Genomic DNA, 22784 nt, shown 5'->3' with positions numbered 1-22784 from the left:
ATTGTTGTGCCTGCCGGTATTCCAGGAAATCAGGGGTGAGCCACAGACATGGTGGTCGGATAGCCCGCCCCACCATGGCGCTGCACAATTCGCTCGACTTCCCCCGACTGCTTCATCCGCACCAGCGCCCGCAACACTTCTTGTGCCGGAATCGCCGGGTCGTTACGCACCATGCACCCCAGGTCCTGTTCCTCCAGCACTGCCAGCGGCTGCAGGCGCTGTTCCGCCGGCAAGCCCTGGTTGAACCACTGCAACGATAACTGGTTGCTTACCGCATGCCGATACCGCCCGGCCTGCAGCTTCTGTAGCACCAGCAACTGGTTGCGGCTGTCTTCACGGTGCAGTCGGCCCTGGTCAAGCAATGGCTGCAGGGTCGAATAGGTGTAGCCCAGCACCGTGCCGATCGCCTGGGGTGGCAGTTGTTGCAGAGATAGCGGGGGGCTGTCGCCCGGGCGGCCGACCAGCAGGTCGCGCTGGTGAATCAGTGGAATGCTCCAGACAAAATTCCTTGGAGGGTCATCGAACCACTGGCTGCTGACATAGCAGCGCACGTCGATATCACCGTGGACCATGGCCTCCTGCAGGCGCAGGCGGGCCATCACATGGTAAACAGGGCGTGCGCCTACCTCTTTGGCTAACGCCTGCGTCAGGTCGTACAGCAGGCCTTCAACCGGCTGGTCACCTTCGATGCGCACCAACGGCATGCTCCAGCTCTCGGCCACGGAAAAGCGCAGCAGCGGCTGTTCGGCCATGCCCTGCGAGGTCCAGAGCAACAGCAAGGCCAGTAATCTTCGCAAGGCTTATCCTCCCTGGACAGCGTACAGTTTCATAGCTTAGCCGAGCTGCGCAGGGTGCAATTTTGCCCCCGCTCCGCTAGCATTAGCGATCTTCCGCTCGATCAGGCTACGATGGTTTTTCGATGAGTTATCAGGTTCTTGCACGTAAATGGCGTCCGCGCTCGTTCCGCGAAATGGTCGGCCAGGCCCATGTGCTCAAGGCCTTGATCAACGCCTTGGACAATCAGCGCCTGCACCATGCCTACCTGTTCACCGGTACCCGGGGCGTGGGCAAGACCACCATTGCGCGTATCATCGCCAAGTGCCTGAACTGCGAAACCGGTATCACCTCCACGCCCTGTGGCACCTGTTCGGTGTGCCGGGAGATCGACGAAGGCCGTTTCGTCGACCTGATCGAGATCGACGCCGCCAGCCGCACCAAGGTCGAGGACACCCGTGAACTGCTCGATAACGTGCAGTACGCCCCGAGCCGTGGGCGCTTCAAGGTCTACCTGATCGACGAAGTGCACATGCTCTCGACTCACTCGTTCAACGCCTTGCTCAAGACGCTGGAAGAGCCGCCACCCTACGTCAAGTTCATCCTTGCCACCACCGACCCGCAGAAACTGCCGGCCACCATCCTGTCGCGCTGCCTGCAGTTCTCGCTGAAGAACATGAGCCCGGAGCGGGTGGTCGAACACCTCAGCCATGTACTGGCCGCCGAGAATGTGCCGTTCGAGCCGGACGCCCTGTGGCTGCTGGGCCGCGCGGCCGATGGCTCGATGCGTGACGCGATGAGCCTGACCGACCAGGCCATTGCCTTTGGCGAAGGCAAGGTGCTGGCCGCCGATGTGCGGGCCATGCTTGGCAGCCTCGACCATGGCCAGGTCTACGGTGTGCTGCAGGCGCTGCTCGAAGGCGATGCCCGGGCCTTGCTGGAGGCCGTGCGCAACCTGGCCGAGCAGGGGCCGGACTGGGCTGGCGTGCTGGCCGAGATGCTCAATGTGCTGCACCGCGTGGCGATTGCCCAGGCGCTGCCGGAAGCGGTGGACAACGGCCAGGGCGACCGTGAGCGAGTGCTGGCGCTGGCCTCGGCACTGCCGGCCGAGGATGTGCAGTTCTATTACCAGATGGGCCTGATCGGCCGCCGTGACCTACCCTTGGCGCCGGACCCGCGTGGCGGTTTCGAAATGGTCCTGCTGCGCATGCTGGCGTTCCGCCCGGCCGACACCGACGATGCGCCGAAGCCGGTACTAAAGCCAGCGGGGATCAGCCAGGCCACAGCTGATCCTGCAACACCGGTGGCAGCGCCGGCGGTTGCCGTGGCGCCGCCGGCTGCTGCTGTCGTGGAGCCTGTTGCACCGGCTGCCGCGCCACAAGTGCAGGCGCCTGCACCGGTCGAGCCAGCGCCACAGCCGGTTGTAGAGCCTGTGGTGGCGGCTGAGCCTGCCCCGGTTTGTGAACCTGAGCCAGAACCCGAACCAGAGCCCGTGGCAGAGGCGGTTGACCTGCCATGGGAAGAGCCCGCACCAGCGCCCGCACCGGTAGTGGCCGAGCCTGCGCCGGCTCCTGCACCGCCCCCTGCGCTGGCGCCGGCGCCTGCCGCCCCGGCACACGACGACGAGCCGCCCTTCGACCCGTCCGCCTATGCCGCCGTGGGCATGGACCGCGACGATGAGCCGCCACTGGACGAAGACTATTACGGCGGCGAGAGCGACCCGGTCGGCTTCAGCTACCTGGACGAACTGGCCGAGCACGTCCAGGAAGAAGCACCCAGGCCGGCAGCCGAGCCGCTGCCAGCAGCCAAGCCAGCCACCGGCCTGGCCCTGCAATGGCTGGAATTATTCCCACAGTTGCCTGTGTCCGGGATGACAGGCAACATCGCGGCAAACTGTACGTTGATCGCCGCTGATGGCGACGACTGGTTACTGCACCTGGACCCTGGCCAGGGTGCGCTGTTCAACGCCACCCAGCAGCGGCGCCTGAACGAAGCGCTCAACCAGCACCTGGGGCGCACGCTGAACCTGCGTATCGAACTGATCCTGCCCGAGCAGGAAACCCCGGCCCAGGCAGCGGCGCGCAAGCGTGCCGAGCGCCAGCAGGACGCAGTCAACTCGATCGAACAGGATCCGTTGATCCAGCAGATGATCAAGTTGTTCGGCGCCAAGGTGCGGCAGGATACTATTGAGCCTGTAGAAGCCCTGGTGAATCAGGGCCAGTAACGGATAACCATGCGGCCGGCCCGGTGCCGGGCCGCATCACATGACCCAATCGAGGTATACCCCCATGATGAAAGGTGGCATGGCCGGCCTGATGAAGCAGGCCCAGCAGATGCAGGAAAAGATGCAGAAGATGCAGGAAGAGCTGGCCAACGCCGAAGTCACCGGCCAGTCCGGTGGCGGTCTGGTGAGCGTGGTGATGACCGGTCGTCACGACGTCAAGCGTGTCAGTATCGACCAGAGCCTGATGTCGACTGATGAAGACGACAAGGAAGTGCTGGAAGACCTGATCGCCGCCGCGCTGAACGACGCTGTGCGCAAGGTCGAGCAGAACAGCCAGGACAAGATGGGTAGCATGACCGCTGGCATGCAGCTGCCGCCGGGCTTCAAGATGCCGTTCTAAGGGCATTTGCGTTACCGAAAACCGCCGCTGACAACAGCGGCGGTTTTTTTGTTGGTGAGATTTCAACCCTGGTGCGGTCTGTTTTTTTGTGGGAGCGGCCTTGTGTCGCGAAAGGGCTGCGCAGCAGCCCCGGCAATTCACGCTGCGAAGCTGAAATCCCGGGGCCGCTGCGCGCCCCTTTCGCGACACAAGGCCGCTCCCACAAACAAGGCGGACCGCACAGGTCGCGGGGCCGATTTGACGCCATTGCCCCCCGCTGGGTATAAACCGCCTCTTATTTGTTTGTCAGGCCTTTCCCATGAGCTTCAGCCCTCTCATCCGCCAACTGATCGATGCCCTGCGTATTCTCCCGGGTGTCGGCCAGAAAACCGCCCAGCGCATGGCCCTGCAACTGCTCGAGCGTGACCGCAGTGGCGGCCTGCGCCTGGCCCAGGCCTTGACCCAGGCCATGGAAGGAGTTGGGCATTGCCGTCAGTGCCGCACCCTGACCGAGCAGGAGCTTTGCCCGCAATGCGCCGACACGCGCCGTGACGATACCCAGTTGTGTGTGGTCGAAGGGCCGACCGACGTGTATGCGGTGGAGCAGACCGGCTACCGTGGCCGTTACTTCGTGCTCAAGGGCCATTTGTCACCGCTGGATGGCCTGGGGCCGGAGGCGATCGGGATTCCGCAGCTGATGGCGCGGATCGAGGAACAGGGCACCTTCACCGAGGTGATCCTGGCGACCAACCCGACGGTGGAAGGGGAGGCGACGGCGCATTACATTGCCCAGTTGCTGAGCGAGAAGGGCCTGGTGGCGTCGCGGATTGCCCATGGCGTACCGCTGGGCGGCGAGCTGGAGCTGGTGGATGGTGGGACCTTGGCCCATGCCTTTGCGGGGCGGCGGCCAATTTCGCTCTGATTCAGAATTGCCGGGGCTGCAAAGCAGCCCCAAAATCAAACTCAGTACTCGCTGAGCGAAAACTCGGTCAGGCAGAAGGTCGGCACACCCGCCGCCTGCAAACGGCGCGAGCCGTCCAGTTCTGGCAGATCGATGATCGCCGCCGCCTCGAACACCTGCGCCCCGGTCCGACGCACCAGGTTGGCCGCTGCCAGCAGCGTACCGCCAGTAGCAATCAAATCATCGAAGATCAACACCGAATCCCCTTCGCACAGGCTGTCGGCATGCACTTCCAGGAAGGCTTCGCCGTACTCGGTCTGGTAACCCTCGCTCAGCACGTCGGCCGGCAGCTTGCCCTGTTTGCGGAACAGGATCAGTGGTTTGTTCAGCTGGTGGGCGATGATCGAGCCAATCAGAAAGCCCCGCGCATCCATGGCACCGATGTGGCTGAACTCGGCTTCGACATAGCGCTCGATGAACTGGTCGGCCACATAGCGCAGCCCGCGCGGCGACTGGAACAGCGGGGTGATGTCGCGGAAGATCACGCCGGGTTTGGGGAAGTCCACTACCGGGCGGATCAGGGCTTTGAGGTCGAAGGCGTCGCTGTGCATTGTTGCGGGTATCCTGGAAAAACGAATGCCCAAGTATACCCGCTAAACGCCGGCTTCAGGCCTCGATTGCACCACCGGCCAGCGCGCATAGCTGGATCGGGTCGAGGATGTGCACTTCCTTGCCTTCGGCACGGATCAGGCCGTTCTGCTGGAAGCGGGTGAACACCCGCGACACGGTTTCCACCGCCAGGCCCAGGTAGTTGCCGATTTCGTTGCGCGACATGCTCAGGCGGAACTGGTTGGCCGAATAGCCGCGGGCGCGGAAGCGCGCCGACAGGTTGACCAGGAAAGTGGCAATACGCTCGTCGGCGGTCTTTTTCGACAGCAGCAGCATCATTTGCTGGTCGTCGCGGATTTCCCGGCTCATTACCCGCATCAGCTGGCGGCGAAGCTGCGGCAGTTGCACCGACAGCTCGTCGAGGCGCTCGAACGGAATTTCGCACACCGAGGTGGTTTCCTGGGCCTGGGCCGATACCGGGTAAGCCTCGGTATCCATGCCCGACAGGCCGACCAGCTCGCTGGGCAGGTGGAAGCCGGTAATCTGTTCTTCGCCGCTGTCGCTGAGGCTGAAGGTTTTCAGGGCGCCGGAACGTACCGCGTAGACCGAGCCGAAATTGTCACCCTGGCGGAACAGGAACTCGCCTTTTTTCAGCGGCCGCCCACGCTTGACGATTTCGTCCAGTGCATCCATGTCTTCCAGGTTCAGTGACAGAGGCAGGCACAGGGGGGCCAGGCTGCAGTCCTTGCAATGGGCCTGGTTGTGTGGGCGCAGTTTGACTGGCTCGGACATTTTCATTCGATCCTTGTGGGAAAGCACACATAAGACGTAAGGGTAACTCACGGCGTAGGTTGTAGGCCAGCGTGCGCTGCTGTGGTGCGAGCTGGACTGGCCGCGGCGGGTGCGCGCCGGGGCCTTCGCTGTGCCCATGGTGTGCCTGGCAAGGAAACTTGTCCATGCGGTTGAACGACTCGGTTTCAGATCACCCGCGAAAAGCGCTGGCGGTTGTGCATTGCCAGGTAGGCGTCGAACACCATGCACACCGAGCGCGCCAGCAGGCGGCCGGCCGGCAGGATGCGGATGCCCTTGTCGTCCAGGCGGATCAGGCCGTCGCGCTGCAAGGTCAGCAGTTCCGGCCAGAGGTCGTTGAAGTAGCCGCGAAAATCGATGGTGAAGGCCTGTTCGATCGGCTCGAAATCCAGCTCGAAATGGCAGATCAGCTGCTGGATCACCGCGCGGCGTATGCGGTCGTCGTGGTTGCACAGCAGGCCGCGCTGGGTGGCCAGCTGGGCGTTGGACAAGCTGTCCTGATAGGTGTTGAGGTCGCTGCTGTTCTGGCAGTACAAGTCACCGATCTGGCTGATGGCCGACACGCCCAGGCCGATCAGGTCGCAGTGCCCATGGGTGGTGTAGCCCTGGAAGTTGCGCTGCAGGGTGCCTTCCTCCTGGGCGATGGCCAGCTCGTCGTCGGGCAGGGCGAAGTGGTCCATGCCGATGTAGCGGTAGCCGGCTGCGGTCAGTTGGTCGATGGTGGCGTGCAGCATCTCCAGCTTGGCGGCCGCGCTGGGCAGGTCATTGCTGTCGATGCGCCGTTGCGGCATGAAACGCTCGGGCAGGTGGGCGTAGTTGAACACCGACAGGCGGTCGGGTTGCAGGCGGATCACTTCTTCGACGGTGCGGGCAAAGCCTTCCGGAGTTTGCTTGGGCAGGCCGTAGATCAGGTCGAGGTTGATCGAGCGGAACTGCAGGGTGCGCGCGGCTTCGATCAGGGTGCGGGTCTGCTCCAGGCTCTGCAGGCGGTTGACCGCGCGCTGCACGGCCGGGTCGAGGTCCTGCACGCCCAGGCTGACGCGGTTGAAGCCCAGCTCGCGGAGCAGGCCCATGGTCGACCAGTCGGCCTCGCGCGGGTCGATCTCGATGCCGTAGTCGCCGGAATCGTCGTCCAGCAGATGGAAGTGCTGGCGCAGGGTGGCCATCAGCTGACGCAGTTCCACATGGCTGAGGAAGGTCGGTGTGCCGCCGCCGAAATGCAGCTGTTCAACACGTTGTTTAGGGGCGAGGTGGCAGGCGATCAGCTGGATTTCCTGCTCCAGGCGCTGCAGGTAGGGCGCGGCGCGGCCGCGGTCCTTGGTGATGACCTTGTTGCAGGCGCAGTAGTAGCAGATGTTGGCGCAGAATGGCACGTGCACGTACAGCGACAGCGGGCGCACGGCCCGACGGCTCTCGCGCAGGGCGTGGAGCAGGTCGAACGAGCCCACTTCGCTGTGCAGTTGCACGGCGGTCGGGTAAGAGGTGTAGCGTGGTCCGGCCAGGTCGTAGCGGCGGATCAGGTCGGTATCCCAACGTAGGTCGTCGAGCATGAGGGCGGTCCCCGGAAAGAGCAGCAGTGCCCCGGAGTCTATGGCCGTCTGTAGGAATCTGTGTTGATTTGTATCAAGGGCATTGGGGCTGCTCTGCAGCCCTTCGCAGGCTTGCCCGCGAAGGGTCGCAAAGCGGCCCCGATCAATGCCCCATCAACCAATGCTGGTGCGGTCCAGGCATGGTCCAGATACCAAACAGCATCACCAGCACCCCGCCAGCCACCCGCACACTGCGTCTTTTCAACAAAATGTTTACCCGCTCCGCGGCTAATCCGGTAGCCAGCAGCACCGGCCAGGTCCCCACGCCGAACGCCAGCATCAGCGCCGCGCTGTACCCGGCATTGCCTTGGCTGGCTGCCCACAGCAAGGTGCTGTACACCAGGCCGCATGGCAGCCAGCCCCACAGCGACCCCAGCAGCAACGCGCGGGGCAGGCTGGACACTGGCAGCAAGCGCGACGCCACTGGCTGGATATGCCGCCACAACCCACGGCCCAGCGCCTCGATGCGGGTCAGCCCGCTCCACCAGCCGGCCAGGTACAGCCCCATGGCGATCAACAGCAGCGCCGCCACCACCCGCAGTGCCAGCGCCGCCGGGCTGCTGGCCACGGCCCAGCCGGCCAGGCCCAGCAGCAGGCCGGCACAGGCATAACTGAGAATGCGCCCAAGGTTGTAAGCCAGCAGCAGGCGCAAACGCCGGCCACGCTGTTCGGGTGGGATGGCAAGGGTCAGCGCGCCCATCAGGCCGCCGCACATGCCCAGGCAGTGGCCGCCGCCGAGCAGGCCGAGGATCATCGCCGAGCCCAGCAGGGGCAGCAGGTCAGGCACGGGGTGGGGGTTCCTTGTCGGTGTCGGCCTGGCTGTCGTCAGGCTTCACCGCCGCCTGGTGGCGCGGGTCCTGGTCGTCGAACAGGATGCTGTGGGCCGGGCTTTCCAGGTCGTCGTACTGGCCACTGTCCACCGCCCAGAAGAAGATGTACACGGCCACGCCGACCAGCAGCAGGGCCGCGGGGATCATGACGTAGAGGGCGGGCATGGTGACTTCCTCCCAGGCAGGGGCGCTTCATTCGTTGGCAAGCCCGATGCCAAGGGCAGGCGGGTCAGGCGCAGGGCGTTGAGCACCACGATCAGTGAACTGACCGACATGCCGATGGCTGCCCATACCGGGGTGATCCAGCCGAGCGCGGCAAACGGCAACATCAGGCCATTATACAGGGTCGCCCACAGCAGGTTCTCGAGGATGTTGCGGCGGGTGCGGCGGGCCAGTTCGAAGGCCTGTACCAGCGCCTGCAGGCGGTTGGACAGCAGCACGGCGTCGGCGCTGGTCTTGGCCAGGTCGGTGGCGCTGCCCATGGCGATGCTGATGTCGGCGGCGGCCAGCACCGGCACGTCGTTGACCCCGTCGCCCAGCATCAGCACCTTGTGCCCGGCTGCCTGCAACGCCTTCAGCCGGTCCAGTTTGTCGTCCGGGCGCAGGCCGCCGATGGCCTGGTCAATGCCCAGCTGTGCGGCCACTTCGGCAACCATCGGCGAGCTGTCGCCGGACAGCAGCAGCGTGCGCCAGCCACGGGCCTTGCAGGCTGCCAGCAGGGCAGGGGCATCGTCGCGCAGGCGGTCGTCCAGGCCAAACCAGGCCAGCGGGCCCTGGCGGTCGCCCAGCAGCAGCCACTGTCCGCGTGGCTCCGGTACACTGGGGATCTCCGCGCCGCTCAGGGCACAGACGAAGGTGGCCTGGCCAATGCGCAGGTGCTGGCCTTCGACCAGCCCTTCCAGGCCCAGGCCAGGTACGGTCTGCACATCGTCAGCAGGCGTGGCGGTGCGGCCGAAGGCACGGGCGATGGGGTGTTCGGAGCGGTTTTCCAGCGCCGCGGCCAAGGCCAGGCAGCGGTCGGCGGGCAGGCTGCCGAGCGGGCGGATGCTGCGCAAGGTCAGGCGGCCTTCGGTCAGGGTGCCGGTCTTGTCGAAAATCACCGTGTCGATCTGGTTCAGGCCTTCCAGCACATGGCCGCGGGTCACCAGCAGGCCGAGCTTGTGCAAGGTGCCGGTGGCAGCAGTAAGCGCCGTTGGCGTGGCCAGGGACAGCGCGCAAGGGCAGGTCGCTACCAGCATGGCCAGTACGATCCAGAACGCCCGCGCCGGGTCCAGGTGCCACCACCACAGGCCGATGGCTGCGGCGGCCAGCAGCGAGAACAGCAGGAACCACTGCGAGGCCCGGTCGGCGATTTCGGCCAGGCGTGGTTTCTCGGTCTGGGCGCGTTCCAGCAGGCGGACAATGGCCGACAACCGCGAGTCGTGGCCGAGGGCTTCCACTTCCACGTTCAGGGTGCTTTCGACATTCAGGGTGCCGCCGGTAACCCGCTCGCCGACTCGGCGTGGTTGCGGCAGGTATTCACCGGTCAGCAGCGATTCATCGACGCTGGAGCGGCCTTCGACGATGCGCCCGTCGGCGGGGATTACTGCGCCTGGCAGCACCTGTACCGTGTCACCGCACTGCAGTTCGCTGAGCAGGATGCGCTCGCTGCGGCCGTGGGTGTCCAGGCGCAGGCACGAGGCCGGCAGCAGGTTGACCAGCTGCGCAGTGGCCGCGGCGGTGCGTTCGCGGGCGCGGCGCTCCAGGTAGCGGCCAGTGAGCAGGAACAGCGCAAACATGCCCACGGTGTCGAAATACAGCTCGCCGCTGCCGGTGATGGCGGTCCAGATGCCGGCGCCGAAGGCCAGGCCAATGGCCAGCGACACCGAAACGTCCATGGTCAGGTGGCGGGTGCGCAGGTCGCGTGCCGCGCCCTTGAAGAACGGCGCGCAGCTGTAGAACACGATGGGGATGGTGAGGAACAGCGCCACCCAGCGCAGGATGGTGTGCAGTTCGGGCGACAGGTCGATGTTGAATTCCGGCCAGGTGGCCATGGTTGCCATCATCGCCTGAAACCACAGCAGCCCGGCCACGCCCAGGCGGCGCAGGGCGCTGCGGTTCTCGCGGGCCAGTTGCTCGGTGGCCTGGTCGGGCTGGTAGGGGTGGGCGGCGTAGCCGATCTGGCGCAGCTCGGCGAGCAGGCGCGAGAGTGGCAGTAGCTTGTCATCCCAGTTCAGCAACAGGCGGTGGTTGGACAGGTTCAGGCGTGCTTCGGCAACACCGGGCAGGTTGCGCAGGTGCTTTTCGATCAGCCAGCCGCAGGCGGCGCAGCTGATGCCTTCGACCAGCAGGGTAGCTTCGGCCAGATCGCCGGCATGGCGCACGAAGGTTTGCTGTACGTCGCTGCGGTCGTAGAGGGCCAGTTCGTCCTGTAGCTGATTGGGCAGGGCCTCGGGGTTGGCGCTGTTGTCGCTGCGGTGCTGGTAGTAGTGCTCCAGGCCACCGGCAACGATCGATTCGGCCACCGCCTGGCAGCCGGGGCAGCAGAACTGCCGGGGTTGGCCGAGGACCACGGCGCTGAAGCGGTTGCCGGCGGGGACGGGCAGGGCGCAGTGGTAGCAGGGGGTGGGCTGGGTCATCACATCATTTGCCTTACACAAATCGGCTGGTTGGGCACGGTGCCTGTGGGAGCGGGTTCACCCGCGAAAGCGTCAGATCCGGCGATGATGCTTTCAGGTCTGACGCCTTCGCGGGTAAACCCGCTCCCACAAGGAGCGGCGGAGGTGCGTTTATCGGTGCTCGGCCCCCTGGAGCGCTTCATCACCCAGCTGCAAGGTCACACCATGCTCCACCTTTTCTTCCTCGAACAAGCGCCAAACCTGGCCACCTTCGCTACCCAGCAGCTCAACGAAACGGCGCCCGTCGACCTTGTCCTCCAGTTGCCCCACATAGCGCCCTGCCTCGACCCTGCTCAGCAGCACCTTGCGGTCTTTCTCCGGCTGGGTCGGCGAAATCAGGTTCAGCTCCAGGCTCTGCGGGTCGCTGTTGCCGGCCAGGCGCACGTCCACTTCGCCGGTCAGCTCGTCCAGGTGCACGCCGGCCTTCAGGCCCAGGTTCTGTGCCAGCAGTTCTCGGTCCAGCGAGCGGTTGATGCCCTTGCCGGCCTCGTAGTAGTTGTCGTTCACCAGGTTGTCCGGGTTGTGCACGGCGATGCTGACCATGGTCAGGCTCAGGCACACCGAGGTGGCGAGGATACCGATGATGATCCAGGGCCAGAGGTGCTTGTACCAGGGGCTGGCGGCGGTGGCAGGCATTGGTGGTTATCTCTCTTAGCGGATCTGTGGGCCGATGAAACGGCTCTTGGCTTCAACCTGGGCGTCGCTGTCATCGGCGCTCTTGAGGATGAAGGTGATTTCGTTGGTGGTCGACGGCAGTTTCTCGGGCGCGACCGACAGTTGCACCGGCAGGCTGACGATATCACCAGCGTCCACGCGGATCTCGCGCTGGCCTTCAAGCTTCAGGTCCGGCAGGCCAGTGGCGTCCAGCACGTAGACGTGGTCACGCTGGTCCTTGTTCATCACCTTCAGGCTGTACACGTTCTCGATCCGCCCCTGGGCGTTCTCGCGGTACAGCACACGGTCCTTGCTGACGTCGAAACCGACCAGCGAACGGGTGGCGAAGGCGGTGGCCAGGCCGACCATCATCACCAGCAGTACCACGGCGTAACCGATCAGCCGCGGGCGCAGCAGGTGGGTCTTCTGCCCGGACAGGTTGTGTTCGGTGGTGTAGCTGATCAGCCCTTTGGGGTAGTTCATCTTGTCCATGATGTTGTCACAGGCGTCGATGCACGCGGCGCAGCCGATGCACTCGATCTGCAGGCCGTCACGGATGTCGATGCCGGTGGGGCAGACCTGCACGCACATGGTGCAGTCGATGCAGTCGCCCAGGCCCGCAGCCTTGTAGTCCAGGTCCTTTTTGCGCGGGCCGCGGGTTTCGCCACGGCGCGGGTCGTAGGAAACGATCAGCGTGTCCTTGTCGAACATCACGCTCTGGAAGCGCGCGTAGGGGCACATGTACACGCACACCTGCTCGCGCAGCCAGCCGGCGTTGCCGTAGGTGGCGAGGGTGAAGAAGCCGACCCAGAAGTAGGCCCAGCCGTCGGCCTGACCGGTAAAGAATTCGGTGGCCAGTTCACGGATCGGCGAGAAATAGCCGACGAAGGTCATGCCGGTGACGAAACCGATCAGCAGCCACAGGCTGTGCTTGGCGAACTTGCGCAGGAACTTGTTGCCGCTCATGGGGGCTTTGTCGAGCTTCATGCGCTGGTTGCGGTCGCCCTCGGTGACCTTTTCGCACCACATGAAAATCCATGTCCACACGCTTTGCGGGCAGGTGTAGCCGCACCACACCCGGCCGGCGAACACGGTGATGAAGAACAGGCCGAAGGCAGCAACGATGAGGATGCCTGAAAGCAGAATGAAGTCTTGCGGCCAGATGGTGGCGCCGAAGATGTAGAACTTGCGCTCGGGCAGGTTCCACCACACGGCCTGGTGGCCGCCCCAGTTCAGCCACACGGTGCCGAAGTACAGCAGGAACAGCACTGCCCCGCCGACCATGCGCAGGCGTCGGAACAGGCCGGTGAAGGCACGGGTGTAGATCTTTTCCCGGGAGGCGTAGAGGTCGACGGAATCCTTCCCTTTGTTGGCAGGCGGGGTGACGTCATGTACCGGAATTTGCTTGCTCATCATCAAGTCCCACGGCAGTGGAGAAACGCCGCAGCCAGTGCGTGCCGGCCGCAGTCTCGCGCAATCTGCTAGCGCTCTGCGGCCCATGATACGCCGCTGATGGCGGTATGGGGCTGCACTGCGACCTTTAGTCGCGTTGGGTTCGTGGCACGAATCGTGTTATGGCAGGTGTCAATTGATCCAGGTCATGGAGCCTGCAACAAATGTGTTTTCAGTACCGGCCTCTTCGCGGGTGAACCCGCTCCCACAGGGACCGCACAGATTCTGACGCGAGCGCAGTGCCTGTGGGAGCGGGTTTACCCGCGAAGAGGCCGGGCCTGCCTTACTCGGCCTTGGCCGGTTCGGCCTGCTGCGACAGGCTGTAAACATACGCCGCCAGCAGGTGCACCTTGTCATTCCCCTGCAACTGCTCCTGGGCTGGCATCTGCCCCTGGCGGCCATAACGGATGGTCTGCTGCAGTTGTGCAAAGCTCGAACCGTAGATGAACGCCTGCGGGTGGGTCAGGTTTGGCGCGCCCATGGCCGGCGTACCCTTGCCCTCGGGCCCGTGGCAGGCCACGCAGTTGGCGGCGAAGATCTTCTGCCCGTTCTCGGCATCGGCCTTCACGCCTTCTGGCAGGGTACGGCCATCGAGCTTGCTGACCACGAACGCGGCCACGTCGGCCACGCCCTGGTCACCGATCACCTCGGCCCAGGCCGGCATCACGCCGTGGCGGCCGCCCATGATGGTGGTCTTGATGGTGTCCGGCTCGCCGCCCCAGCGCCAGTCGTTGTCGGTGAGGTTAGGGAAGCCGAAGGCACCCTTGGCGTCGGAGCCGTGGCACACCGAGCAGTTGGAAGCGAACAGCCGCGCGCCCATCTTCAGGGCCTGCGGGTCCTTGGCCACCTCAGTGATGGGCATGGCCGCGAACTTGGCGAAGATCGGCCCGAAGCGGGCGTCGGCCTTGGCCATTTCCTTTTCCCACTCGTGCACGCCGGTCCAGCCCGGCTGGCCGTTGGAGAACTCGGTCTGCTTGTCGTTATCCAGGTACGAGTAGCCCGGCAGGATGCCTTTCCAGTTGCCCAGGCCCGGGTACAGCACCAGGTAGCCGAGGGCGAAGACGATGGTGCCGACGAACAGCCAGAACCACCATTTCGGCAGCGGGTTGTCGTACTCCTCGATGCCATCGAAGGCATGCCCGACGGTTTCGTCGGTGACCTCTTCGCGCTGGCCCTTGCGGGTCGACAGCAGCAGCCAGGTCAACGAGAAGATGGTGCCCAGGGTCAGGACGGTAACGTACAGACTCCAGAAGGTTGTCATTGTTTTTTGCTCCCAGAAGCTTTTGCGTGCTCTTGCTCGACGTGGCGGCAGGCCTCGGTGTCATCCGCGAAGGGCAGTTGGGTGGCTTCGTCGAAGTCCTTTTTACGCCGTGGGTTGAACACCCACAGCGCCAGGCCCACGAAAGCCACCATCACCACGACGGTGCCCAGGCCGCGAATCATCCCGATATCCATCAGCGTCACCGTTTGCTCTTGATGATGGTGCCAAGACCCTGCAGGTACGCGACGATGGCGTCCATTTCGGTCTTGCCCTTGACCGCGTCGCGGGCCCCGGCGATGTCGGCGTCGGTGTACGGCACGCCGAGGGTGCGCAGTACTTCCATCTTCTTCGCGGTGTCCTTGCCGTCGAGCTTGTGCTCGACCAGCCATGGGTACGACGGCATCTTCGATTCCGGTACCACGTTGCGCGGGTTGTACAGGTGCGCGCGGTGCCAGTCGTCGGAGTAGCGGCCACCGACCCGGGCCAGGTCCGGCCCGGTGCGCTTGGAGCCCCACAGGAACGGGTGGTCCCACACGCTTTCACCGGCCACCGAGTAGTGGCCATAGCGCTCGGTTTCGGCGCGGAACGGGCGGACCATCTGCGAGTGGCAGCCCACGCAGCCTTCGCGGATGTAGATATCGCGGCCTTCCAGTTCCAGCGCGGTGCGCGGCTTCATGCCTTCCACGGGCTTGTTGGTGACGTCCTGGAAAAACAGCGGGACGATCTGGGTCAGGCCACCGACGCTCACGGCGATGACCATGAAGAAGGCCAGCAGGCCTATGTTCTTCTCGACGGCTTCATGCTTCATCAGTGCGCTCCCACGACGACGATCTTGGCGGCTTCCTCAGCCTGTGCCGGGTTGGCGGCACGTACGGTACGGAACACGTTGTAGGCCATCAGCAGCATGCCGGTGGCGAAGAACGCACCGCCCAGGGCGCGGACGATATAGCCAGGGTGGCTTGCCTGCAGGGCTTCGACGAAGGAGTAGGTGAGGGTGCCGTCATCGTTGATGGCGCGCCACATCAGGCCTTGGGTGATGCCGTTTACCCACATCGAGGCGATGTACAGCACAGTGCCGATGGTGGCCAGCCAGAAGTGCGCGTTGATCAGGCCGATGCTGTGCATCTGCTCGCGACCGTAGAGTTTCGGGATCATGTGGTACACGGCGCCGATCGAGATCATCGCCACCCAGCCGAGGGCGCCGGCGTGGACGTGGCCGATGGTCCAGTCGGTGTAGTGCGACAGCGAGTTCACGGTCTTGATGGCCATCATCGGGCCTTCGAAGGTGGACATGCCGTAGAACGCCAGCGACACCACCAGGAAGCGCAGGATCGGGTCGGTGCGCAGTTTGTGCCAGGCACCGGACAGGGTCATCATGCCGTTGATCATGCCCCCCCAGCTTGGTGCCAGCAGGATGATCGACATCACCATGCCCAGCGACTGTGCCCAGTCAGGCAGGGCGGTGTAGTGCAGGTGGTGCGGGCCGGCCCAGATGTACAGGGTGATCAGTGCCCAGAAGTGCACGATCGACAGGCGATACGAGTAGATCGGGCGTTCGGCCTGCTTGGGTACGAAGTAGTACATCATCCCCAGGAAGCCGGTGGTGAGGAAGAAGCCCACGGCGTTGTGGCCGTACCACCACTGGATCATCGCGTCGGTGGCGCCGGAGTAGGCCGAGTACGACTTGAACAGGCTTACCGGCAGCGAGATGTGGTTGACGATGTGCAGCATCGCGGTAACCACGATGAAGGCGCCGTAGAACCAGTTGCCGACATAGATGTGCTTGGTCTTGCGCTTGACGATGGTGCCGAAGAACACCAGCCCGTAGGTGACCCAGACGATGGCCAGCAGGATCGCCAGCGGCCACTCGAGCTCGGCGTATTCCTTGGTGGTGGTGTAGCCCATCGGCAGGGTGATCAGCGCGCCGACGATCACCGCCTGCCAACCCCAGAAGGTGAAGGCGGCCATGCTGTCGGAGATCAGCCGGGTCTGGCAGGTGCGCTGCACCACGTAGTAGCTGGTGCCGAACAGCGCACAGCCCCCGAAGGCGAAGATCACCAGGTTGGTGTGCAGCGGGCGCAGGCGGCCGAAGCTGGTCCAGGGCAGGTCCAGGTTCAGTTGCGGCCATACCAGCTGCGAGGCGATGAAGACGCCGAGGCCCATGCCAAGGATCCCCCAGACCACCGTCATGATGGCGAACTGGCGGACGACCTTATAGTTATAAGCAGTCGGACTGATTGCTGTGCTCATTGCTAAGGTTCCACGGTTTTGATGTTCTTGTTGGTCGAAAAATCGGCGCCAGTATTGATAACCACTGGGGTTACCGCAACGCAACTTTGGTACGCCGACCCGTGCCCGAGCCCGTTCACTGATGTCCCGCAGTAATCGGGTTCTGGCGATTGTACACAAATAAATATTTGTAATGTGTACCGTTTTTCGTCTTTTTCTGATCGATCGGTCAAGCTTTTTATCGGGACGGCAACAGGCTACGCGCCGCGTCTGCTTCGGTCCTTTCGGAGCGAGGCCCACTGAGGCAACAAGCTTAGTTCTGTTCGGAGGGGGTGCAAGGAGGGGAGAGCAGGGAGAGGGGCTGCTTTGCAGCTCTTCGCGGGCTTGCCCGTTCCCACAGGTTCACCACAATACTTGAAATCTGTGGTTGACCTGTGGGAGCGGGCGAGTCGGGACGCCGAACCGCCGCGAATGGGTGTTACTTGGCTGTCAGGTCTGGCGAAGCTTGATCCTGCGACAGGCTATACACATACGCCGCCAGCAGGTGCACCTTGTCGTTGCCCTGGATCTCGGCCTGCGCCGGCATCTGCCCCTGGCGACCATAGCGGATGGTCTGTTGCAACTGGGCAAAGCTCGAACCGTAGATGAACGCCTGCGGGTGGGTCAGGTCTGGCGCACCCATGGCCGGAGTGCCCTTGCCTTCAGGCCCGTGGCAGGCCACGCAGTTGCCGGCGAAGATCTCCTTGCCTTTGGCCGGGTCGGCCTTGACCCCTTCCGGCAGGGTGCGGCCAGCGAGGTCGGTGAGCACGAACGCGGCCACATCCGCCACGCCCTGCTCGCCGATCACTTCGGCCCAGGCCGGCATCACGCCGTGGCGGCCGTTCATGATGGAAGCCTTGATGGTTTCCGCCTCGCCGCCCCAGCGCCAGTCCTTGTCGGTGAGGTTGGGGAAGCCGTAGGCACCCTTGGCGTCCGAGCCGTGGCATACCGAGCAGTTGGAGGCAAACAGGCGGCTGCCCATTTTCAGCGCCTGCGGGTCCTTGGCCACTTCTTCCACGGGCATGGCAGCATACTTGGCGAAGATCGGGCCGAATTTTGCGTCGGCCTTGTCCATTTCCTTCTGCCATTCGTTGGCGCCGGTCCAGCCGTTTTCATAGCCTGGCAGGATGCCCTTCCAGTTGCCCAGGCCCGGGTAGAGGATCAGGTAGCCGACCGAGAACACCAGGGTGCCGACGAACAGCCAGAACCACCACTTGGGCAGCGGGTTGTCGTATTCCTCGATGCCGTCGAAGCTGTGGCCCATGGTCTGGTCGGTGGTGTTGCTCTGGCCCTTGCGGGTGGCGAGCAACAGCCAGGTCAGGCCAATCAGGCTACCGATGGTCAGTACGCAGATGTACGTACTCCAGAAGGTGGTCATTGCCCGTTACTCCTTTTTGCAGCAGGTTCCTGTCCGGCAGAGGGCAGGCGGTCGTCGACGAAGGGCAGCAGGCGCGCTTCGGCGAAATCATGGTCGCGGCGGCGGTTGAATACCCACAGGGTGAGGCCGATGAAGGCGATCATCACCACCAGGGTACCCAGGCCGCGGATCATGCCGATGTCCATTTCCATCGCACTCACCTCTTGTTCTTGATCGCGGTGCCGAGCACCTGCAGGTAGGCCACCAGGGCGTCCATCTCGGTCTTGCCCTTGACCGCGTCGCGGGCCCCGGCGATGTCGGCGTCGGTGTAGGGCACGCCCAGGCTGCGCAGGGTGCGCATCTTGGTGTCGGTGTGGCTATTGTCGACCTGCTGGGCGACCAGCCACGGGTACGACGGCATCTTCGACTCCGGGACCACGTTGCGCGGGTTGTACAGGTGCGCACGGTGCCAGTCGTCCGAGTAACGGCCACCGACCCGGGCCAGGTCCGGCCCGGTGCGCTTGGAACCCCACAGGAACGGGTGGTCCCACACGCTTTCACCGGCCACCGAGTAGTGGCCATAGCGCTCGGTTTCGGCGCGGAACGGGCGGATCATCTGCGAGTGGCAGCCTACGCAGCCTTCGCGGATGTAGATGTCGCGGCCTTCCAGTTGCAGTGCGGTGTAGGGCTTCATGCCTTCCACCGGTTTGTTGGTGACGTCCTGGAAGAACAGCGGGACGATCTGGGTCAGGCCGCCGATACTGACGGCAAACACCATCAGCAGGGCCAGCAGGCCGACGTTTTTCTCGATGACTTCATGTTTCATCAGGCAGGTCTCCTCAAGCCAGCTGGGCGTTCGCAGGGGCGACATCGAGCGCCGGCGAACGCACGGTGCGCCAGGTGTTCCAGGCCATCAGGAACATGCCGCTGAGGAAGATCGCACCACCGACGAAGCGCACGATGAAGCCTGGGTGGCTGGCCACCAGGGTTTCCACGAACGAGTAGGTGAGCGTGCCGTCACTGTTGACCGCGCGCCACATCAGGCCCTGGGCGATACCGTTGACCCACATCGAGGCGATGTACAGCACGGTGCCGATGGTGGCCAGCCAGAAGTGCGCGTTGATCAGGCCGATGCTGTACATGCGCTCTTTGCCGAACACTTTCGGGATGGTGTGGTACAGCGCGCCGATCGAGATCATCGCCACCCAGCCGAGGGCGCCGGCGTGCACGTGGCCGATGGTCCAGTCGGTGTAGTGGGACAGGGCGTTGACCGTCTTGATGGCCATCATCGGGCCTTCGAAGGTGGACATGCCGTAGAACGCCAGCGACACCACCAGGAAACGCAGGATCGGGTCGCTGCGCAGTTTGTGCCAGGCACCGGACAGGGTCATCATGCCGTTGATCATGCCGCCCCAGCTGGGTGCCAGCAGGATCAGCGACATCACCATGCCCAGCGACTGGGCCCAGTCAGGCAGGGCGGTGTAGTGCAGGTGGTGCGGACCGGCCCAGATGTACAGGGTGATCAGCGCCCAGAAGTGCACGATCGACAGGCGATAGGAATAAACCGGGCGTTCGGCCTGCTTGGGCACGTAGTAGTACATCATCCCCAGGAAGCCCGCGGTCAGGAAGAAGCCCACCGCGTTGTGGCCATACCACCACTGCACCATGGCATCGGTAGCGCCGGCATAGACCGAGTAGGACTTGGTCAGGCTGACCGGCAGTTCCAGGTTGTTGACGACGTGCAGCATCGCCACGGTGAGGATGAAGGCGCCGAAGAACCAGTTACCGACATAGATGTGCTTGGTGTTGCGTTTCATCAGCGTGCCGAAGAACACGATGGCGTAGCTCACCCAGACGATGGTGATCAGGATGTCGATCGGCCATTCCAGTTCGGCGTATTCCTTGGAGCTGGTGTAGCCCAGCGGCAGGCTGATGGCCGCCAGCAGGATCACCAGTTGCCAGCCCCAGAAGGTGAACGCGGCCAGGCCTGGTGCAAACAGGGTGGTCTGGCAGGTGCGTTGCACCGAATAATAGGAGGTGGCGAACAGCGCACAGCCGCCAAAGGCGAAGATCACCGCATTGGTATGCAGGGGACGCAGGCGGCCGAAGCTGGTCCAGGGGAGGTCGAAGTTGAGGGAAGGCCAGGCGAGCTGGGCGGCGATGAAGACGCCGAGCCCCATCCCGACGATTCCCCACACCACCGTCATGATGGCGAATTGGCGGACCACCTTGTAGTTATAGGCGGTACTGCTGGTTGTGTTCATGTATGGGTTCCCATCCACGGTTATTTGGCAGGCTTTACAGCGAGGCAAGCATGATTAATGGGCAAAGTGCCGGTATTGACGGGGATCAATGGGCGAAGGTCGGAAATGTCCCAGGCTTGCGCTGCGATCCTCCGCACGTTCAGGGCCAGGACGGCTACAAGGGTTGCCTGATCCTGGCCCATGGCGCAGGTGCACCGATGGACAGCGGGTTCATGGACGAAATGGCGCAAAGGCTTGCGGCGCTTGGGGTGGCGGTAGTGCGCTTCGAGTTCCCGTACATGGCCGAGCGCCGGGTTACCGGCGGCAAGCGGCCGCCGAACCCACAGAAGGTGTTGCTGGAGTGCTGGCGCGAGGTGTACCGGCAGGTGCGACCTTTGGTCACGGGCAAGCTGGCGGTGGGTGGCAAGTCCATGGGCGGGCGCATGGCCAGCCTGCTGGCCGATGAGTTGGGGGCTGATGCACTGGTGTGCCTGGGCTATCCGTTCTATGCGGTGGGCAAACCGGAGAAGCCACGGGTCGAGCACCTGGCCGAATTGAAGACGCCGACCTTGATCGTGCAGGGCGAGCGGGATGCGCTGGGTAACCGCGAGGCGGTGGCAGGGTATGCGTTGTCGCCGGCGATCGAGGTGAGCTGGCTAGTGGCGGGGGACCATGACCTGAAGCCGCTTAAGGCCTCGGGGTTCAGCCACGAGCAGCATTTGCAGGCGGCGGCTGAGAAGGTTGCAGCATTCCTGAAGGATTAGTGCCGGGTTCTTCGCGGGTGAGCCCGCTCCCACAGGTTCACCACAGGATCTGAAAACTGTGCAGTACCTGTGGGAGCGGGTTTACCCGCGAAGAGGCCGGACCAGGCTGACGCTTAGTCGCGGTACTCGCACAGGTAAGCGGTATCCACCTTCACCTGCAACTGGAACTTGCTGTCCGCCGGCACGTTGAACTTGTCGCCCGCCTTGAAGGTTTCCCAGTTGTCGCTACCTGGCAGTTTCACGGTCAGCGCACCCGAAACCACATGCATGATCTCGCGCTTGGCAGTGCCGAACTCGTATTCGCCCGGGGCCATCACACCGACAGTGGCCGGGCCTTCTTCGCCCGCGAATGCGATCGACTTGACGGTGCCGTTGAAGTACTCGTTGACCTGGAACATGGGCGACTCCTGAAAAGGGGGGATGAAAAGGGCTGGCCAGTATGCCCAAGCCCACGGGCCCCGTCATCTGCTTTCAGGTAGCCCCCGCAGGCAGGCTCAACGGCAGCAGTCGCGCGGTATTGCGCGCATCTTCCAGAGCCCGGTGCTGCTGCCCGCAAAAGTGCATGCCGGCCAGCTGCAGGGCACCGTTCAGGCCGGTGGGGCGCTGCAGGTGGCGAGCCTTGGCGAAGCGTTGCTTGAGGTTGATGTGCGGCAGGGTCCGCAGCAGGCTGTCCAGCCCATGCTGCTGCCATTCCTGATGCAGCTGCTGGCGGTCGTAGTCGCCCCAGCTGACCCAGGCCTGAAGCTGCCCACGGTGGTGCCCGAGCCAGCGCTCGAAGCTTGCCCACACCTCGCGGAACGATGCGGCACTGTCCACGCTGGCCTGGCTGATGTGGGTCAGCTCGCGGCAGAACGGGGTCAACTGCGGCCGCCGCCGAGGCTTGACGAAGCGCTGGAAGTGGTCGACCTCGCGGCCTTCGCGGGTAACCAGGCTTGCGCCGATTTCAATGACTTCCATCTCTGTGACCGGCCACCCACCATCGTCGGTGGTGGCTTCCAGGTCGATCACCAACCAATGGCCCATACCAGGCTCCCTTGCAGATCCTGCTAGAGCGTAGCCAAACTCCGGGCATCCGGCACCCCCTGGCAATTTGCCCGCGGCTTTGGCACAAAGGGCCACATAACCGGCAGTTGTATCCGGCCCGGAAAACGCCTAGCTTAGGCGGACCCAGGCATGAACCGTGATGAGTGTCCGTCTTGACTCCAGCGCCCGGCCTCAAGGCCTTGTCTTCCCTGATGCTGCTGGCTGTGTTCTGGCTGGCGGTGCCGTCATGGGCGGCTGGTACCGTCGAAGTGAAGATTGGCGCGGCGCATTTCCCGCCCTACACCGTGCGCCCGGAGCAGGGCGCCGACACCGGCCTGCTGCCGCAACTGGTCGACGCGCTCAATCGTGCGCAGCAGCACTACCGCTTCGTTCTGGTGCCCACGTCCATCCAGCGGCGTTTCGGTGACTTCCAGCAAGGCCGCACCGACATGGCCATTTTCGAGAACCCGCAATGGGGTTGGCAGCAGATAGCCCACCAGACCGTGGACATGGGCCTGGAAGACGCCGAAGTGTTCGTTGCCCGGCAGGCCAATGGCCGTGACCCGCATTACTTCGATGACCTGCATGGCAAGCGCCTGGCGCTGTTCAACGGCTATCACTATGCGTTCGCCGGCTTCAATCCCGACCCGGACTACCTGCGCAAGGCCTTCAACGCGACCCTGACCTACTCCCACGACAGCAACCTGCTGATGGTGCAGGCCGGCCGCGCCGATATAGCCCTGGTCACGCGTTCCTACCTCAGCGATTTCCTGGCGCGCAACCCGGCCAGCCGGGAGCGGTTGGTGCCTTCGCAGCGCATTGACCAGGTCTACCACCACTACGCCTTGCTGCGCCCGGGGGCACCCATCGGCGAGCAGTCGTTCGCGGCGCTGCTGCGCGCCCTGCGCGACAGCGGCGAGCTGGCGCGCATCTTCGAGCCCTACCGCATCACGGTGGCCGCACCACGCAACTAAATTCGCGCGTTGCGG

Annotated in this window: 24 protein-coding genes; 5 read left to right on the top strand and 19 right to left on the bottom strand. The window is 64.0% G+C overall.

Going from position 1 to position 22784, the window contains the following annotated elements; translation table 11 throughout:
- Positions 1 to 29: 29 nt before the first annotated feature.
- Positions 30 to 797, bottom strand: coding sequence for a substrate-binding periplasmic protein (locus MKK04_RS18675; RefSeq protein WP_241105874.1), 768 nt, complete (start codon positions 795 to 797; stop codon positions 30 to 32).
- A 122-nt stretch (positions 798 to 919) separates the two neighbouring features.
- Between MKK04_RS18675 and dnaX the strand changes: the two genes are divergently transcribed.
- From dnaX to recR, 3 genes are all read left to right on the top strand, one after another.
- A complete protein-coding gene (gene dnaX / locus MKK04_RS18670; RefSeq protein ID WP_207830009.1) occupies positions 920 to 2998 on the top strand; it encodes a DNA polymerase III subunit gamma/tau in 2079 nt (692 codons plus the stop codon).
- Positions 2999 to 3062: 64 nt separating this feature from the next.
- Positions 3063 to 3398, top strand: a complete 336-nt coding sequence (locus MKK04_RS18665) for a YbaB/EbfC family nucleoid-associated protein (protein ID WP_003259671.1) — start codon at positions 3063 to 3065, stop codon at positions 3396 to 3398.
- A gap of 298 nt (positions 3399 to 3696) precedes the next feature.
- On the top strand, positions 3697 to 4299 hold the full coding sequence (recR, locus tag MKK04_RS18660; protein ID WP_003259670.1) for a recombination mediator RecR: 603 nt from the start codon (positions 3697 to 3699) through the stop codon (positions 4297 to 4299).
- A gap of 41 nt (positions 4300 to 4340) precedes the next feature.
- On the opposite strand, the gene MKK04_RS18655 is transcribed toward recR, so the two are convergent.
- The 16 genes from MKK04_RS18655 to ccoN (MKK04_RS18580) all read right to left on the bottom strand — a co-directional run bounded on the left by MKK04_RS18655 (position 4341) and on the right by ccoN (MKK04_RS18580) (position 20029).
- Entirely contained in the window at positions 4341 to 4889 is a 549-nt protein-coding gene (locus MKK04_RS18655; protein WP_009683910.1) for an adenine phosphoribosyltransferase, read from the bottom strand.
- 55 nt (positions 4890 to 4944) lie between these two features.
- On the bottom strand, positions 4945 to 5679 hold the full coding sequence (gene fnrA, locus MKK04_RS18650; RefSeq protein ID WP_016711709.1) for a Crp/Fnr family transcriptional regulator FnrA: 735 nt from the start codon (positions 5677 to 5679) through the stop codon (positions 4945 to 4947).
- Positions 5680 to 5864: 185 nt separating this feature from the next.
- Positions 5865 to 7247: an oxygen-independent coproporphyrinogen III oxidase gene (gene hemN / locus MKK04_RS18645; RefSeq protein WP_063912765.1), complete on the bottom strand. Its 1383-nt coding sequence runs from the start codon at positions 7245 to 7247 to the stop codon at positions 5865 to 5867.
- Between the two features lie 142 nt (positions 7248 to 7389).
- Positions 7390 to 8073, bottom strand: coding sequence for a sulfite exporter TauE/SafE family protein (locus tag MKK04_RS18640; protein ID WP_207830012.1), 684 nt, complete (start codon positions 8071 to 8073; stop codon positions 7390 to 7392).
- Positions 8066 to 8281, bottom strand: coding sequence for a cbb3-type cytochrome oxidase assembly protein CcoS (ccoS, locus tag MKK04_RS18635; RefSeq protein ID WP_087499884.1), 216 nt, complete (start codon positions 8279 to 8281; stop codon positions 8066 to 8068). The genes MKK04_RS18640 and ccoS overlap by 8 nt, the downstream gene beginning before the upstream one ends.
- Positions 8260 to 10734 carry a heavy metal translocating P-type ATPase gene (locus MKK04_RS18630; RefSeq protein WP_241105873.1) on the bottom strand — a complete coding sequence of 825 codons (2475 nt, stop codon included), beginning with the start codon at positions 10732 to 10734 and terminating at the stop codon, positions 8260 to 8262. The genes ccoS and MKK04_RS18630 overlap by 22 nt, the downstream gene beginning before the upstream one ends.
- A 150-nt stretch (positions 10735 to 10884) precedes the next feature.
- Positions 10885 to 11409 (bottom strand): FixH family protein, encoded by a 525-nt coding sequence (locus tag MKK04_RS18625; RefSeq protein ID WP_207830018.1) that lies wholly within the window; start codon positions 11407 to 11409, stop codon positions 10885 to 10887.
- A 15-nt stretch (positions 11410 to 11424) separates the two neighbouring features.
- Entirely contained in the window at positions 11425 to 12840 is a 1416-nt protein-coding gene (gene ccoG / locus MKK04_RS18620) for a cytochrome c oxidase accessory protein CcoG (protein ID WP_207830021.1), read from the bottom strand.
- A gap of 322 nt (positions 12841 to 13162) precedes the next feature.
- A complete protein-coding gene (gene ccoP / locus MKK04_RS18615; protein ID WP_207830023.1) occupies positions 13163 to 14140 on the bottom strand; it encodes a cytochrome-c oxidase, cbb3-type subunit III in 978 nt (325 codons plus the stop codon).
- Positions 14137 to 14334 carry a cbb3-type cytochrome oxidase subunit 3 gene (locus MKK04_RS18610; protein WP_241106816.1) on the bottom strand — a complete coding sequence of 66 codons (198 nt, stop codon included), beginning with the start codon at positions 14332 to 14334 and terminating at the stop codon, positions 14137 to 14139. The genes ccoP (MKK04_RS18615) and MKK04_RS18610 overlap by 4 nt, the downstream gene beginning before the upstream one ends.
- Before the next feature lie 5 nt (positions 14335 to 14339).
- Positions 14340 to 14948, bottom strand: a complete 609-nt coding sequence (gene ccoO / locus MKK04_RS18605) for a cytochrome-c oxidase, cbb3-type subunit II (protein ID WP_207830025.1) — start codon at positions 14946 to 14948, stop codon at positions 14340 to 14342.
- Positions 14948 to 16390: a cytochrome-c oxidase, cbb3-type subunit I gene (ccoN, locus tag MKK04_RS18600; RefSeq protein WP_063912758.1), complete on the bottom strand. Its 1443-nt coding sequence runs from the start codon at positions 16388 to 16390 to the stop codon at positions 14948 to 14950. The genes ccoO (MKK04_RS18605) and ccoN (MKK04_RS18600) overlap by 1 nt, the downstream gene beginning before the upstream one ends.
- A gap of 457 nt (positions 16391 to 16847) precedes the next feature.
- A complete protein-coding gene (gene ccoP, locus MKK04_RS18595) occupies positions 16848 to 17786 on the bottom strand; it encodes a cytochrome-c oxidase, cbb3-type subunit III (protein ID WP_207830027.1) in 939 nt (312 codons plus the stop codon).
- Entirely contained in the window at positions 17783 to 17977 is a 195-nt protein-coding gene (locus tag MKK04_RS18590) for a cbb3-type cytochrome oxidase subunit 3 (protein ID WP_063912756.1), read from the bottom strand. The genes ccoP (MKK04_RS18595) and MKK04_RS18590 overlap by 4 nt, the downstream gene beginning before the upstream one ends.
- A 5-nt stretch (positions 17978 to 17982) precedes the next feature.
- The gene (gene ccoO, locus MKK04_RS18585) at positions 17983 to 18591 is read right to left on the bottom strand and encodes a cytochrome-c oxidase, cbb3-type subunit II (RefSeq protein ID WP_207830029.1); all 609 of its coding nucleotides are present in this window, start codon (positions 18589 to 18591) and stop codon (positions 17983 to 17985) included.
- Positions 18592 to 18604: 13 nt separating this feature from the next.
- Positions 18605 to 20029, bottom strand: coding sequence for a cytochrome-c oxidase, cbb3-type subunit I (gene ccoN, locus MKK04_RS18580; RefSeq protein ID WP_233693699.1), 1425 nt, complete (start codon positions 20027 to 20029; stop codon positions 18605 to 18607).
- Positions 20030 to 20079: 50 nt separating this feature from the next.
- Between ccoN (MKK04_RS18580) and MKK04_RS18575 the strand changes: the two genes are divergently transcribed.
- The gene (locus tag MKK04_RS18575) at positions 20080 to 20772 is read left to right on the top strand and encodes an alpha/beta family hydrolase (RefSeq protein WP_233693698.1); all 693 of its coding nucleotides are present in this window, start codon (positions 20080 to 20082) and stop codon (positions 20770 to 20772) included.
- 113 nt (positions 20773 to 20885) lie between these two features.
- On the opposite strand, the gene ppnP is transcribed toward MKK04_RS18575, so the two are convergent.
- Positions 20886 to 21170, bottom strand: a complete 285-nt coding sequence (ppnP, locus tag MKK04_RS18570; protein ID WP_003259920.1) for a pyrimidine/purine nucleoside phosphorylase — start codon at positions 21168 to 21170, stop codon at positions 20886 to 20888.
- Between the two features lie 73 nt (positions 21171 to 21243).
- Complete coding sequence (locus tag MKK04_RS18565; RefSeq protein ID WP_207830033.1) at positions 21244 to 21795, bottom strand: exonuclease domain-containing protein; 552 nt, start codon at positions 21793 to 21795, stop codon at positions 21244 to 21246.
- Between the two features lie 173 nt (positions 21796 to 21968).
- Here MKK04_RS18565 and MKK04_RS18560 point away from each other — a divergent pair, with 173 nt between their 5' ends.
- A complete protein-coding gene (locus tag MKK04_RS18560) occupies positions 21969 to 22769 on the top strand; it encodes a substrate-binding periplasmic protein (protein ID WP_207830034.1) in 801 nt (266 codons plus the stop codon).
- Positions 22770 to 22784: the final 15 nt, after the last annotated feature.

This window comes from Pseudomonas sp. LS.1a (genome assembly GCF_022533585.1).
In the GTDB taxonomy this organism is placed as follows: Bacteria; Pseudomonadota; Gammaproteobacteria; order Pseudomonadales; family Pseudomonadaceae; genus Aquipseudomonas.
Note: the sequence above shows the minus strand (reverse complement) of the source record. Positions and strands in the feature narration are given on the sequence as shown.